The sequence below is a fragment of the Achromobacter mucicolens genome (assembly GCF_902859725.1).
Taxonomy (GTDB): domain Bacteria; phylum Pseudomonadota; class Gammaproteobacteria; order Burkholderiales; family Burkholderiaceae_B; genus Achromobacter; species Achromobacter mucicolens.
The window spans coordinates 132,833-146,944 of the sequence record NZ_CADIJP010000003.1; the positions used below are offsets into that span (position 1 = coordinate 132,833).

Sequence of the window (14,112 nt, forward strand, 5' to 3'; positions counted from 1 at the left end):
CCGCTGTACCAAACTTCTCTCCTGTGCCTGGGCGGGAATGGGTTCTAATACCCGCCATGGAAAATACGCAAGACATTGAACGCCGGCTGTTGGACCTGGAGGTCAAGGCCAGCTTCTCGGATGATCTTCTGGAGCAGTTGAACCAGATCATCGTCCGCCAGCAACAGCAGATCGACCGGCTCATGCGCGAGGTCGCCGACCTGCGCCAGCAGGCGCCCGAGGGCGCAGCGCCTTTTCGCAGCCTGCGCGACGAACTGCCGCCGCACTACTGATTGCGAAGCCTGAAGGCGCTGCAGCCTGGTCATCCTACCCAAGGGCCCCTAAGTGGCGCATCCGCCATAGGGGCGCCCCGCGCCCGCAGCGAATATCGTGCCCGCTGCGCGGGGCCATCGGGTTCGTGGCCTCGGCTCGTCGACGCTGCCGGGGCGCGCCGGCGACGCCAAGACTATCTCACGACCAAACGTTCCATCAGCGGCATCAAAGCCTGAAATACGGCCAGAATTTTCCATTGATGGAATTATCTTTTACGGATATCCGGGTTTATCCGCATTCTAGATCGGCGCAAGATTCAGCCATCGGGAAACAGCAACGAACCACGACGGAAAGGCCGCCGGATTCGCTCCCAGGCTCTAGAAATCGGAGGTTTACCATGAAGACCCTTGCTACCGCTGTGATGTTTTCGCTGGCCGCACTGAGCGCCGGCGCCTACGCCTCGCCCAACATCGAACCCAACAACGTGCCCTTCCAGGGTGTCTATGGCACCCCCTACGAAGGTCCGACCCGCGCCCAGGTGCAGGCCGAACTGGCCGCCGCGAAGGCCGCCGCCAAGGCCTCCGGGATCAACACCAACGCTGAACCTAACAACACGCCCTTCCAGGGTGTCTACGGCACGCCGCACACGGGCAAGACCCGCGCCGAGGTCCAGGCCGAACTGGCCGCCGCGAAAGCCGCGGGCCAGGTGTCCAACGTGGAACCGAATGACATGCCGTTCGCGGGCGTATATCGCGGCAACTGAGGCGGCAACTGAGGCAGCAACTAGGACGGCAACTGAAGCGTCAACTTACCCGCCCGCTGCGCCGCACGTAGATTTACCCTCCCCTTGTTGTATGTTGGCCGCCCGGTTGGGCGGCCTTTTTTTGGCGTACTATCGGCTCAGATTCATGATGCAGACTCGCTTACCGCCAAACCGGCTGTTCACACCAGGGAGCCCATCTTGATATACCCCCGCGTTCTTGCCGCGTTGCTGCTGTCCGGCGGCATGGCGTCGGTGGCGGTTGCCGCCCCGCCCGTCATGCTCAACGACGCCCTCATCACCCAGATACCCAAGGCCGACCGCGCCTCGTTCCACGAAGCCGTGGCGCAAGCGCTGAACAGCTCGGCCGACGGCCAGAGCACCGAATGGAAAAGCGCGCACCAGCCCAAGCGTGCGGCGCCGATCACGGTGCAGCTGACTCCCAAGCAGACCACCCGCGCCGGCAACGACCGGGTTTGCCGCTTCCTGGTGGGCAACTTTGCGCGGACCAGCACCACGGAAACGTGGCAGTTCTGGTTCTGCAAACAGCCCGACGGCACTTGGAAGGCCAGCGCCAACTAGGCCGCCCGGCGCCCCCCCGAAGAAAAATGCGCGCCAGCCCCGTAAGGGGTGGCGCGCATTGTCATGCCCGCGCAAGACGCGCGGGCCAGTGAAGGCCGATCAGGCGCCTTCGACGCGGTTGGCGTCCAGCACGGTCATGGCCGTCATATTGATGATGCGGCGCACGGTGGAGCTGTTGGTCAGGATGTGCACGGGGGCATTGGCGCCCAGCAGGAACGGACCCACCGCCACATTGCCGCCCGCGGCAGTCTTGAGCAGGTTGTAGGCGATGTTGCCCGAGTCCACGTTCGGGCACACCAGCAGGTTGGCTTCGCCCTTGAGCGTGGAGGACGGCAGGATGCGCATGCGCAGTGCCTCGTCCAGCGCGCAGTCGCCGTGCATTTCGCCGTCGATTTCCAGTTCGGGTGCGGATTCGCGGACCAGTTCCAGCGCGCGGCGCATCTTTTCGCCGGAGGCCGAACTGCCCGAGCCGAAGTTCGAACGCGACAGCAGCGCGACCTTCGGCGCAAGGTTCATGCGCGCCATTTCCTGGGCGGCCATGATGGTGAATTCGGCGATCTGCTCGGCCGTGGGATCGTCGTTCACGTGCGTGTCCACCAGCACCACCGTGCGCTCGTCGAGCAACAGGATGTTCATGGCGGCGTACACGTTGTGGCCGGGGCTGCGGCCGATCACTTCGTCCACGAAGCGCAGGTGGTCGTGGTACGCGCCCACCGTGCCGCAGACCATGCCGTCGGCATCGCCCAGGTGCACCATCATCGCGCCGATCAGCGTCAGGCGGCGGCGCATTTCCACGCGCGCCATTTCCTTGGTGATGCCGCGGCGGCTCATCAGTTCCCAGTACGTCGTCCAGTACTGGTGGAAGCGCTCGTCGTATTCGGGGTTGGTGACTTCGACGTCCTCGCCCAGGCGCAGGCGCAGGCCGAATTTTTCGATGCGCGAGAGCAGCACGGCAGGACGGCCCACCAGGATGGGACGCGCCAGGCCTTCGTCGACGATGACCTGCACCGCGCGCAGCACGCGTTCGTCTTCGCCTTCGGTGAAGACGATGCGCGCCTTTCCGCCCGAACGCACGATGCGCTTGGCGGCCGAAAACAGCGGCTTCATGAACGCACCCGAGTGATACACGAACTGCTGCAGCTGTTCCTCGTAGGCTTCCAGGTCCGCCAGCGGACGCGTGGCCACGCCGCCTTCCATCGCGGCCTTGGCCACGGCGGGCGCGATGCGCACGATGAGGCGCGGATCGAACGGCTTGGGGATCAGGTATTCAGGGCCGAACGAGATGTCATACGTGCCGTAGGCCGCGGCCACGACTTCGTTCTGCTCTTCTTCGGCCAGGTCGGCAATGGCATGCACCGCCGCCATTTCCATCTCGCGCGTGATGGTCGTGGCGCCCACGTCCAGCGCGCCGCGGAAGATGTACGGGAAGCACAGCACGTTGTTGACCTGGTTCGGGTAGTCCGACCGGCCCGTGGCCATCACCACGTCGTCGCGCACGCCGTGCGCCACTTCCGGCAGGATTTCCGGCGTGGGGTTGGCCAGCGCCAGGATCAGCGGACGCGGGCCCATGGCGGCCACCATTTCCGGCTTGAGTACGCCGCCAGCCGACAGGCCCAGGAACACGTCCGCGCCGCCGATCACCTCGGCCAGCTTGCGGGCGTCGGTCTTTTGCGCAAAACGCGCCTTGTCCGGGTCCATCAGCGTGGTGCGGCCTTCATAGACCACGCCCTCGATGTCGGTGACCCAGATGTTTTCCAGGGGCAGGCCCAGGTCCACCATCAGGTCCAGGCACGCCAACGCCGCGGCGCCTGCGCCGGACGTGACCACCTTGACCTGCTTGATGTCCTTGCCCACGACCTTCAGGCCGTTGATGAAGGCCGCCGACACGGTAATGGCGGTGCCGTGCTGGTCATCGTGAAAAACCGGGATCTTCATGCGTTCGCGCAGCTTGCGCTCGACGGTGAAGCATTCCGGCGCCTTGATGTCTTCAAGGTTGATGCCGCCGAAGGTGGCTTCCAGGCCGGCAATGATCTCGACCAGCTTGTCCGGGTCGGTTTCGTTGATTTCGATGTCAAAGACATCCAGGCCGGCGAACTTCTTGAACAGCACGGCCTTGCCTTCCATGACGGGCTTGGAGGCCAGCGCGCCGATGTTGCCCAGTCCCAGCACGGCGGTGCCGTTGGTGATGACGCCCACCAGGTTGCCGCGCGCCGTGTAGCGGTACACGTTGGCCGGGTCGGCCACGATTTCCTCGCAGGCCGCCGCCACGCCGGGCGAATACGCCAGCGCCAGATCGCGCTGGTTGACGAGCGGCTTGGACGCCACGACAGAGATCTTTCCCGGGGTGGGGAACTCGTGATAGTCCAGGGCTGCCTGGCGGTCGGAGGGGTTGTTCATGGGCTGTGGCCTCGCTGTCTTGAATTTGCAAAATTCTAGGACGGAAGGCATAAGGCGTTCATTCGGATTTAATATCGTCCCATTATGTTTCCCTAATGCCTCGTCTATGACAGCCTTTGATCCGGATGCCGTTTTCCGGAAACTGACCTCGCGCCTGAAGATGCGCCACCTGATGCTGCTGCTGCAGATCGAGCAGCACGGGTCGCTGACCCGGGTGGCCGAACACATGGCCACCAGCCAGCCCGCCGTGACCAATGCGCTGGCCGAACTGGAAAGCATGTTCGGCGTGCCGCTGTTCGACCGTTCCGTGCGAGGCATGAGGCCCACGCCGATGGGCGCGGTGGTGCTGGCGCGCGCCCGCGGGCTTGTGCACGACCTGGGGCATCTGGTGCAGGAAATGGAAACGGTCGCGGCCGGGCACGCCGCCCACCTGCACATCGGCGTCATCCCCTTCGTGTCGGGCCAGATGCTGTCGGCGGCCATCGGCCGCACGCTGCCGCAGGGCCGGCAGCTCACAGCCACCATCCACGAAGGCCAGGGGCCGGCCCTGCTGCGCCAACTGCGCGACCACACGCTGGACGTGGTGGTGGGCTGGGCCACGCCTTCGGTGGACCTGACCCATATCGGCTTCGAGGTCCTGTATCACCAGCAGCCGCGCCTGATCGCCAGCCGCCGGCTGGCCGCGCGTCTGGGCCGGTCGCGCCTGGAATGGAACCGGCTGGCCGACCTGGACTGGATCCTGGGCACGCCGGGCAGCCCGATCCGCGAGCAGGTGGCCGACATCTTTCTGCGGGCCGGCCTGGCGCCCCCGCCGCCGTCCGTGCAAAGCGACTCGTCCAAGCTGATTGGCGAAATGATCGTGGCCAGCGACCGCGCCGTCACGATCCTGCCGGCCGACATCGCCGACGAGCTGGTCCGCATCGCGGGCGCGGCCATCGTGCCGTACTCGTTCGATTGGACGCTGCCGCCGATCTCGCTTTTCACGCGGTCTGATGGCTTGCGGCGCAACGTCGAAGCTCTTTTCGCCGCCGCCTTGCGCGAGGTCTATCTGAAGGGCGCCCGCCCGCCGCTGTGATCGTCCACGGGCAGTTGGCCGTCGTATCATGGACGCCGGACTGACGCGTGCGGCCCCCGACTCCCGGCCCGGCCACGGCGCCGGTCCTCCCGGGAGGCCGTCGCAATGACGCAGGCGCACACGCAGGCTCCGCAAACTCCTCGCCCCTGGCACCAGCTCTCCGTCGACGAGACGCTGGACGCGCAGGTGACCAGCCCGTCCGGCCTGACGCAGGACCAGATCCGGCGCAGGCAGGAAACCCACGGCCTGAATGCCCTGCCCCCGCCCGCCCGCCGCAGCGCCTGGCTGCGCTTTCTGGGCCACTTCAACGACGTGCTGATCTACATCCTGCTGGCGGCGGCCGTGGTGACGGCGCTGATGGCCCATTGGCTGGACACGATCGTCATCCTAGCCGTGGCCGTCATCAACGCCGTCATCGGCTACGTGCAGGAAAGCCGCGCCGAACGCTCGCTGGACGGCATCCGCAACATGCTGTCGAACCACGCCCGCGTGGTGCGCGACGGCCAGAAGGAAGAGATCGACGCCCGCGACCTGGTGCCGGGCGACATCGTGATCCTGCGGCCCGGCGACAAGATTCCGGCCGACGTGCGGCTCTTTGACACCCACAATTTCCGCGTCGAGGAATCGATGCTGACCGGCGAGTCCACCGTCGTCGAGAAGCACGATGCGCCGCTGCCCGGCGAGGCGCCGCTGGGCGACCGCCTGAATCTGGGCTTCTCGGGCACGAACGTCAGCGCGGGCAACGCGCGCGGCATTGTCGTGGCCACCGGCAGCGACACCGAGATCGGCCACATCAACAGGATGATGAGCAACGTGCGGACGCTGCAGACGCCGCTGCTGCGGCAGATGCAGCTGCTGGGCAAGCGCATCTTCCAGGTGGTGCTGGTGATGGTGGCGGCGCTGTTCGTGCTGGGCCGCTACGTGCTGGACATGCCCCTGCCCGACCTGCTGTTGTCGCTGATCAGCATCGCGGTTGCCTCGGTGCCCGAAGGGCTACCGGCCATCATCTCGATCATCCTGTCGCTGGGCGTGCAGCGCATGGCGCGCAATCGCGCCATCATCCGCAAGCTGCCGACCGTGGAAACGCTGGGCGCGATGACGGTGATCTGCTCGGACAAGACTGGCACGCTGACCATGAACGAGATGACCGCCAAGAATGTGCTGCTGGCGCAGGGCGTCTATCGCGTGTCGGGCGACGACTACCGCCCGGTCGGCGAGGTCACCCGGGAGTCCGACGGCATGCCGGTGGACTGGAGCCAGGAGGACGCGCTGACGCGTTTCGTGCGCGCGGCGGCCATCTGCAACGACAGCCAGCTGCACGAAGACGCCGACGGGCAGTGGCGCATCGTGGGCGGGCCCACCGAAGGCGCGATGATGGTGCTGGCCGCCAAGGCGGGCCAGGGCCTGGATGGCGTGGCCAAGCATGGCAAGGTGCCGTTCGACTCGGGCTACAAGTACATGGCGCGCCGGTGCGACGACCACGGCCAGAACGTCATCTACGTCACCGGCGCGCCCGACGTGCTGTTTCAGCTGTGCGCGCAGGAACAGGGCGAAGACGGACCGCAGCCGTTGCGGCTGGACTACTGGGAAAGCGGGTTGCAGACCTTTGCGCACGAGGGCCTGCGCACGTTGGCCGCCGCCTACAAGCCCGGCGCCGCGGGCGCCACGGCGCTGAACCATCCAGATTTCCAGACCGGCCTGATACTGCTGGGCGTGGCCGGCATCATGGATCCGCCCCGGCCCGAAGCCATCGAGGCCATCGCGCAGTGCAACCAGGCCGGCATCCGCGTGAAGATGATCACCGGAGACCATCCCGAAACCGCGCTGGCCATCGGGACGATGCTGGGCATGACCCACGTCAGCGAGGCGGTGACCGGCGCGCAGCTGGAGCAGACCAGCGACGAAGCGCTGGCTGCGCTGGCGCGCGACCACGACATCTTTGCCCGCACCAGTCCCGAACACAAGCTGCGCCTGGTGCGCGCGTTGCAGGGGATGGGCGAAGTGGTCGGCATGACGGGCGACGGCGTCAACGACGCCCCCGCGCTCAAGCAGGCTGACGTAGGCGTGGCCATGGGCATCAAAGGCACCGAGGTCACCAAGGAAGCCGCCGACATGGTGCTGGCGGACGACAACTTCGCCTCGATTGCCTACGCGGTGCGCGAAGGGCGCCGCGTCTACGACAACCTGAGAAAGACGATCCTCTTCATCCTCCCGACCAATCTGGCGCAGGGGCTGCTCGTCATCGCGGCGCTGCTGGCGGGCGCGCAGGCGCCGCTGACGCCGCTGCAGATCCTGTGGATGAACATGGCCACCTCCATCACGCTGGCGTTCGGCCTGGCGTTCGAACCGGCCGAGCCCGGCGTGATGCAGCGCGCGCCGCGCGATCCGGCCAAATCCATCCTGGACGCCTTCGCCATCTGGCGCATCGCCTTCGTGGGGCTGCTTTTCATGGCGTCGGCCTTCGTCATTGAAAAAAGCCTGATCGCCGCGGGCCGCGATCCGGATTTCATCCGCACAGTCATCCTGCAGACACTGGTGACGGCGCAATGGACCTACCTGTTCAACTGCCGCCTGCAGGACCGCTTTCCGCTTACGCCCAGCATGTTCCGCAACAAGGCGCTGTGGCTGGTGACGATCATGCTGGGCGTGCTGCAAGGCGCGCTGATCTACCTGCCCGTGATGAACCGTGTCTTTCGCACCGTGCCGCTGCCGCCGGAATACTGGACGCTGACGCTGGTGGCCGCCGGCATCCTGTTCTGCGTGGTCGAGGCCGAGAAGCTGGTGCTGCGCACGTGGCGGGCGCGGCGCGACCGCGTGGCGCTGGCGCAGCGTCCGGCAGGGTAAGGCGCCCGCCCACAAAAATGCCAACAAATGTAAAGCCCGCGGCCGCAAGGCCGTGGGCGCTCCTATACTTGCGCCCGCCAAGTTTCACGCAGGAGGGCACGCAGCGTGTTCACCATCTCGCCAATCCTTGCGAGCCGCCGCGCGCTTACCGCCGTGGGCATCGCCGCGCTGACCGCGCTTTCCGGCTGCAGCTCGATGCTGGGCGAAGGCACGGGCGCCGCGGCAGGTATCGCCGGCACGGCCATCGCCAATAAAGTCACAGACAACGCCACCGTCGCCACCGGCATCGGCCTGGGCGTGCAGGCCGGCGCCAAGGCCGCGCTGGCCTACGCGCAGCGCCAGACCCGCGGCGAAGAACAGGACGCCATCGCCAAGGCCGCCGGCCCGCTTGCGGTGGGCAAGGTCGCCAGCTGGAACGTCAAACACAAGCTGCCCATCGAAGACGACGCGCGGGGCCAGGTCACCGTCAGCCGGCTGATCGGCGGCGGCGATCTCCAATGCAAGGAGGTGGTGTTCTCGGTGGACACCCCTGCCGACAAGCCCGGCGCCGATCCCGAGCGCGAGTTCTACGTCACGACCGTCTGCCGCGACGGCGAACACTGGCGCTGGGCCAGCGCCGAACCGGCGACCGCCCGCTGGGGTTCGCTCCAGTGACGCGCGCGCTTGGGATGCTGGCGCTGGCCGCCAGCCTTGCGCTCGCGGGCTGCCAGAGTTCGTCCATCGGTCCGGCCACGGGCGCGGTGGTCGGCACGCTGAGCGGCGCGGCCACGGCCAATCCCGTCGCCGGCTTCGCCATCGGCGTTTCGGTGCAGGCCGCGGTCGACGCCACGGTGAAATACGTGTTGCGCGAGTGGAAGAACGACCAGCAGAACGTGATGGCCAACGCGGTGGGCGCGCTGCCCCTGGGCGAAGTCCGGCAGTGGCAGGTCAAGCGCACGCTGCCGGTGGGCAACGAGCGCGGCAGCATCCAGGCGGTGCGCGACATCAAGACGCCGCTGGCGCATTGCCGCGAAGTGCTGTTCACGGTCGAGGTCGAAGGCGCCTCCCCGGCCTACGCCAGCACGATCTGCCAGCGCCCGGACGGCCAATGGAAGTGGGCCGCTGCCGAGCCCTCGGTGACGCGCTGGAACGGGCTGCAGTAGCCCGCTTGATCGCGGCGCAAGCCGCGGGCGATACTGGCCGGAATCTCCCGCGTCATCGCCGCCCCCGTTCGCCCATGCCCGCAGGCCAATTCCTCATGCAACGCAGCGCCATCGCCGGCGTGCAGGCCGTTTCCGCCTGCAGCGGGCACGCGTTTGCGCGCCACACGCACGAGCAGTTCGGCATCGGCGTGATGCGCGCGGGCGCGCAGGTGTCGCACAGCGGGCGCGGCCAGGTCGAAGCCGGACCGGGCTACGTCATCACGGTCAATCCGGGCGAGGTGCACGATGGCGCGCCCGTGGGCGGCGGTGCGCGCGCCTGGCAGATGCTGTATCTGGACCCAGACGTGGTCCACGCCTGCAGCCAGGAGATCGCGGGCGCATCGCGCTACGAATTCGAGCACCCCGCCCGCGAACAGCCGGCGCTCGGCCGCGCGGTCCTGGCGCTGTATGCGCAGGTGACTTCCGGCGCGCCGGCGCTGGCGTGCGAGGCGCTGCTGCTGCGTGTGCTGGCGCAGGCCGGCGGGCCGCGCGGGGCGCCCGTGTCTGCGTCCGGCCGGGAAGGCGTGCCCGAGTCCTTGCGCCATGCGCTGTCGCTGATTGACGACGATCCGGCCGCCGCCCTGTCGCTGGCCGACCTGGCTGGCGTCGCGGGGCTCTCACGCTACCAGGTGCTGCGCGCCTTCACGCGCGCGACGGGACTGACCCCGCATGCCTACCAGACGCAGCGCCGCCTGCTGCTGGTGCGCCGCCTGATCCGGCAGGGCGTGGCCCTGGCCGACGCGGCCGCGCTGGGCGGGTTTGCCGACCAGAGCCACATGACGCGCACCTTCGCCCGAGCCTATGGCGTGTCGCCGCGCCGGTATGCCTTGGCGGCCGGCGCCTGACCCTGCAATTTCGTTCAAGACCGACGCCGCCCCGCCCGCTTACGCTGCGCTTTTCCACAAGGGGGAAGGCGCGCGATGGCGATCAGCAAGCAACGGCTCGGGTATCTCTATCTGGCGGGGGCCATGGTGCTGGTGGGCAGTACCGTGACCGCCAGCAAGATCATTGGCGCTGGCCTGCCGCCCTTCACCGCGACCGCGTTGCGCTTTGCCATCGCGCTGCCGTGCTTCGCGCTGCTGATGGCCGCGTCGGGCGCGCGCATGCCCCGGCTGGACCGCCGCGACTGGCTGCTGCTGACCGTGCAGGCCGTGGCGGGCAGCGTGGGGTACACGACGCTGCTCATCGCGGGGTTGCAACGCACATCGGCGGTGGACGGCGGGGTCATTCTGGGGACACTGCCGCTCGTCACCGCCGCGATTGCCGTGCTGCTCCTGGGCGAGCGCCCGGGCAAGGCGGCCTTGGCGGCGATCGGCCTGGCGGCATTCGGCGTGTGGCTGATGTCGGGCCATGCGGCCGGACCCGGCAAGGCAGGATCGCTGGCCGGCAATGCGCTGATCCTGGGCGCCGTGGCTTGCGAGGGGCTCTTCATCCTGTTGAACAAGCGCCTGCGCACGCCCGTTGCGCCGCTGGCGCTGTCGACGCTGATGGCGGCGTTTGGTCTCGTATTTTCGGCCGCGGCCAGCCTCGCGGAGGCGCCCTGGACGCTGACATTCACGCAGGACGCGGTGGCGGCGGTCGCGTACTACGCGCTTGTGCCCACGGTGGGCGGCTTTCTGCTCTGGTATGCCGGGGCAGCGCGCGTGCCCGGCTCGGAAGCGGCGCTGTTCACCGCGCTGGCGCCGGTATCCGCCGTGCTGCTGGCCGCCGGCGTGCTGAAAGAGCCGCTGTCGGCCGCGCAGATCGCCGGCATGGGCTGCGTGCTGGGCGCGGTCGTGGTGCTGGGCGGCACGCGGCGGGCGGCTGCTAACCCCGGCTGAAGGCCAGCGCGAACTCGTCGGAAAAGATGTCGGCCAGCGCGTGCCGCAGGGCCGCGGCGCGCTCGGCGCCGTAGGCGGCCTCGAAACGGTTCTGCGCGTCTTTCCACAGACGGCGCGATTCGGCCAGCTTCGCGCGGCCGGTCTCGGTCAGTTCGACCCGGCGGCTGCGGCCGTCCAGCGGGTCGCGCATCATGCGCACGTAGCCGTCGCGCTGCAGGGGCTTGAGGTTGTGGGCGAGCGCGGACCGGTCCAGCACCATTGCGCGGGCCAGATCCGTCATCGAGGGCGAACCTGCGCGCGCGATGTGCACCAGGATCGAATGCTGCGACACCTTCAGCCCGCAGGGCGCCAGCACCGTGTCGTACAACTGGGACACGCGGCGCGTCGCCTTGCGCAGCGCCGCGCCGTTGCAGATGAGCGGATCCGGAGGAACGGCGGGGCCAGGGAGCGGGGCGTCGGACATGGCGAGCGGCGAAGGAAAGTGTGCGGGCAAGGACATAACGCTAACGCCGGGGCAGGCACCGCGTCCAGCGCGATATTGACAGATATTGGCATATGCACGTAAATTTTGCCGACCCCTTTCACCGGCCCGTCCCATGACCGCGACCGTTCCGCCTCGCCCCGCCAATGCGCGCTTGCAGGCCATGCTGCACGCCCCCATCGCGCCCACGCTCGCGCGGCTGGCGTGGCCCAACATCCTGATGATGCTGGCGCAGTCGTCCACCGGCCTGATCGAAACCTGGTTTCTCGCGCGCTTGGGCACGCCGGTGCTGGCGGGCGTGGCGCTGGTCGTGCCGGTCCTGATGCTGATGCAGAACATATCGCAGGGCGCGATGGGCGGCGGCATATCCGCGGCGGTGGCGCGGGCGCTGGGCGGCGGCCGCCAGCAAGAGGCGGACCAGCTCGTGCTGCACGCGGTCGTGCTCAACGCGTTGCTGGGCGTTCTGTTCTGCGTGCTGTTGCTGGCCTTCGGGCCGGCGCTGTACCGGGCGCTGGGCGCCGAGGGCGCAGCCCTCGATGCGGCGCTGGCCTATTCCAACGTCATCTTTGGCGGCATCGTGCTGATGTGGCTGATGAACGCCTTCGCCAGCGCCATCCGGGGCACCGGCAACATGCTGGTGCCGGGCGCGGTCATCTGCGGCGGCGCGCTGCTGCTGATTCCCCTGTCGCCGTGCCTGATCTTTGGCTGGGGCCCTTTCCCCGCGCTGGGCGTGGCCGGCGGCGGCTGGGCGCTGGTGATCTACTACGCGGTGGGCACGCTCATCCTGGGTGCGTACTGCGCCAGCGGCCGCAACGCGGCGCGGCTCGTGGCCAGCCGGCTGCACGTCACGCTGATGCGCAACATCCTCAGCGTGGGTGCGTTGGCCACCATCAACCCGCTGCTGACCAACGCGCTGGTGGCCCTGACCGCCGCATTGGTGGGCGCCTACGCGGGCGAGGCCGCTGTCGCGGGTTATGGGGTGGCGGTCCGGCTTGAATACCTGCTGATGCCGATTGCGTTCGGCCTGGGCGCGCCCATGGTGGCGATGGTGGGCTCCAACATCGGCGCCGGGCAGCCCGAGCGCGCCATGCGCATCGCCTTGACCGGCGGGGCGATGGCCTTCGTGCTGGCCGAAGCGATCGAGCTGGCCGCGGCGTGTTTTCCCGAGGCATGGCTGCGTCTCTTTGGCGCGCAGGATCACATGCTGCAGGCGGGCGCCGACTACTTGCGCACGGTGGGCCCGGTGTACGGGTTCTTTGCGCTCGGCTTTTCGCTGTACTTCGCGTCGCAGGGCGCGGGCCGGCTGAAGTGGCCGTTGACCGCGGGATTCCTGCGGCTGCTCATCGGCATCGGGGCGGGCGGCATTGCGCTGCACCTGACCGGGTCGCTGACCGTGTTCTTCGTGATTTCGGCCGTGGCAATGTGCGTCTACGGCCTGGTCATCCTGGCCGCCGTCGCGTCGGGGTCCTGGTTCGGCCCCGGGCACCTGCCGGGGCGACGGCTGTTCGCGCGGTGATGCCTGCCGGCGATTTTTCCGACGCATTTTCCGGCGCATTTGCCCGCACATTTTCCGGCGCATCGCGCAACGCATACGCAACCAGCTCATCCGCGTACGCAGGCAGATCGTCGCGCACGCACAGCACCAGGTCGCGCGCGGCCCAGGGATCGGCCAGCGCCACCCGGCTCACGCCCGCCGCGCGTCCATAACGCAGCGCCGCTGCTCGCGGCACGATGGCCACGCCCACGCCCTGGCCCACCATCCGGCACACGGCGTCGAAGCTGCGCAGCCGCACGCGATAGGACAGGGACCTGCCGCTGCGGCGCGCATGATGCGCAATGTGTTCCTGCAGCGCGCTGCCCTGCACCAGTCCCACGAAGTCATGCCCGGCCACGTCCTGCAACAGCACCTGCGGCTGCGCCGCCAGCGGATGGCCGCGCGGCACGATCAGCGTCAGCGGATCGTGCCGGAATATGCGCGTGCGCAAGCCATGCAGGTCGGCCGAGTCCGCCAGCACCCCGATGTCGCACGCGCCCGCCCGCAGCGCGTCGGCGATCTCGTGGCTGAGGCGTTCTTCCAGGTCGACGGAAATATGCGGGTGGTCCTTGAGGAACGCGCCGAGCACGGGCGGCAGGTATTCGCTGAGCGCCGTGGTGTTGCACAGCACGCGCACGTGCCCCTTCAGGCCGGCCCCGTAGTGGTCGAGTTCACCGCGCATGCGGTCGATCTGGCCCAGCACCAGCCGGGCATGGTGGACCAGCGTGCGCCCGGCGGGTGTGACCTGCACGCCGCGCGGCTCGCGCACCAGCAACGGCACGCCCAGCGCGTCTTCCATGCCGCGGATGCGCTCGCTGGCCGAGGCCAGCGTCATGTGCGAACGCCCCGCGCCCGCCGTGATGGAGCCGGTTTCGTGCACATTCAAAAATAGGCGAAGGTCGGTCAGGTCGAAACGCATGGAAAAAAGCGTAGCACGCGAGCCTCAGGCACATCCATAGACTGGATAAGCCAGATCCCGATAGGCGCATCGCGGCGCGATCGTCAGAATGCGTTCATCCCCCCTTCAGAAAAGGCGAAGAACATGAACCTCGCACCGTTGCGCACCCGCGCCGCGTGCTGGCCGCGCGTGGCCGAGACCGCATCCACGCTGCATGCCTCAGGCGTGGCCGAAGCGAACCACGATCTCGGCGGCCCCTCACGCCTGCCCGCCAATACGCGCTGACCG

The 14,112-nt window shown here is 68.1% G+C and carries 14 protein-coding genes; 11 read left to right on the forward strand and 3 right to left on the reverse strand.

Going from position 1 to position 14,112, the window contains the following annotated elements; all coding sequences use genetic code 11:
- Positions 1-56: 56 nt before the first annotated feature.
- The 3 genes from HV786_RS04235 (at position 57) to HV786_RS04245 (ending at position 1,594) form a co-directional block, all read left to right on the forward strand.
- Positions 57-272, forward strand: coding sequence for a SlyX family protein (locus HV786_RS04235; RefSeq protein ID WP_056326323.1), 216 nt, complete (start codon positions 57-59; stop codon positions 270-272).
- Between the two features lie 377 nt (positions 273-649).
- On the forward strand, positions 650-1,015 hold the full coding sequence (locus HV786_RS04240) for a DUF4148 domain-containing protein (RefSeq protein ID WP_128827251.1): 366 nt from the start codon (positions 650-652) through the stop codon (positions 1,013-1,015).
- A 198-nt stretch (positions 1,016-1,213) separates the two neighbouring features.
- Positions 1,214-1,594 (forward strand): hypothetical protein, encoded by a 381-nt coding sequence (locus HV786_RS04245; RefSeq protein ID WP_128827250.1) that lies wholly within the window; start codon positions 1,214-1,216, stop codon positions 1,592-1,594.
- 99 nt (positions 1,595-1,693) lie between these two features.
- Here the strand turns inward: HV786_RS04245 and HV786_RS04250 are convergent, their stop codons facing one another.
- The gene (locus tag HV786_RS04250) at positions 1,694-3,991 is read right to left on the reverse strand and encodes an NADP-dependent malic enzyme (RefSeq protein WP_128827249.1); all 2,298 of its coding nucleotides are present in this window, start codon (positions 3,989-3,991) and stop codon (positions 1,694-1,696) included.
- A 106-nt stretch (positions 3,992-4,097) separates the two neighbouring features.
- Here HV786_RS04250 and HV786_RS04255 point away from each other — a divergent pair, with 106 nt between their 5' ends.
- The 6 genes from HV786_RS04255 to HV786_RS04280 all read left to right on the forward strand — a co-directional run bounded on the left by HV786_RS04255 (position 4,098) and on the right by HV786_RS04280 (position 10,911).
- A complete protein-coding gene (locus tag HV786_RS04255; protein WP_128827248.1) occupies positions 4,098-5,066 on the forward strand; it encodes a LysR substrate-binding domain-containing protein in 969 nt (322 codons plus the stop codon).
- Between the two features lie 105 nt (positions 5,067-5,171).
- Entirely contained in the window at positions 5,172-7,910 is a 2,739-nt protein-coding gene (locus tag HV786_RS04260; protein WP_128827247.1) for a cation-transporting P-type ATPase, read from the forward strand.
- A gap of 105 nt (positions 7,911-8,015) precedes the next feature.
- On the forward strand, positions 8,016-8,564 hold the full coding sequence (locus HV786_RS04265; protein WP_142053641.1) for a hypothetical protein: 549 nt from the start codon (positions 8,016-8,018) through the stop codon (positions 8,562-8,564).
- Complete coding sequence (locus tag HV786_RS04270; protein ID WP_254599438.1) at positions 8,561-9,052, forward strand: hypothetical protein; 492 nt, start codon at positions 8,561-8,563, stop codon at positions 9,050-9,052. Before HV786_RS04265 ends, HV786_RS04270 begins: the two co-directional genes overlap by 4 nt.
- A gap of 74 nt (positions 9,053-9,126) precedes the next feature.
- Positions 9,127-9,936 (forward strand): AraC family transcriptional regulator, encoded by an 810-nt coding sequence (locus tag HV786_RS04275; protein WP_175210080.1) that lies wholly within the window; start codon positions 9,127-9,129, stop codon positions 9,934-9,936.
- A gap of 75 nt (positions 9,937-10,011) precedes the next feature.
- Entirely contained in the window at positions 10,012-10,911 is a 900-nt protein-coding gene (locus tag HV786_RS04280) for a DMT family transporter (protein WP_175210082.1), read from the forward strand.
- Here the strand turns inward: HV786_RS04280 and HV786_RS04285 are convergent.
- Positions 10,898-11,374, reverse strand: coding sequence for a MarR family winged helix-turn-helix transcriptional regulator (locus HV786_RS04285; protein ID WP_056326992.1), 477 nt, complete (start codon positions 11,372-11,374; stop codon positions 10,898-10,900). The genes HV786_RS04280 and HV786_RS04285 overlap by 14 nt on opposite strands.
- 133 nt (positions 11,375-11,507) lie before the next feature.
- On the opposite strand from HV786_RS04285, the gene HV786_RS04290 reads away from it, so the two are divergent.
- Positions 11,508-12,908 (forward strand): MATE family efflux transporter, encoded by a 1,401-nt coding sequence (locus tag HV786_RS04290; protein WP_128827246.1) that lies wholly within the window; start codon positions 11,508-11,510, stop codon positions 12,906-12,908.
- Here the strand turns inward: HV786_RS04290 and HV786_RS04295 are convergent.
- Positions 12,832-13,845 carry a LysR family transcriptional regulator gene (locus HV786_RS04295; RefSeq protein ID WP_175210084.1) on the reverse strand — a complete coding sequence of 338 codons (1,014 nt, stop codon included), beginning with the start codon at positions 13,843-13,845 and terminating at the stop codon, positions 12,832-12,834. The genes HV786_RS04290 and HV786_RS04295 overlap by 77 nt on opposite strands.
- Before the next feature lie 123 nt (positions 13,846-13,968).
- Between HV786_RS04295 and HV786_RS04300 the strand changes: the two genes are divergently transcribed.
- Positions 13,969-14,109: a hypothetical protein gene (locus HV786_RS04300; protein WP_175210086.1), complete on the forward strand. Its 141-nt coding sequence runs from the start codon at positions 13,969-13,971 to the stop codon at positions 14,107-14,109.
- Positions 14,110-14,112: the final 3 nt, after the last annotated feature.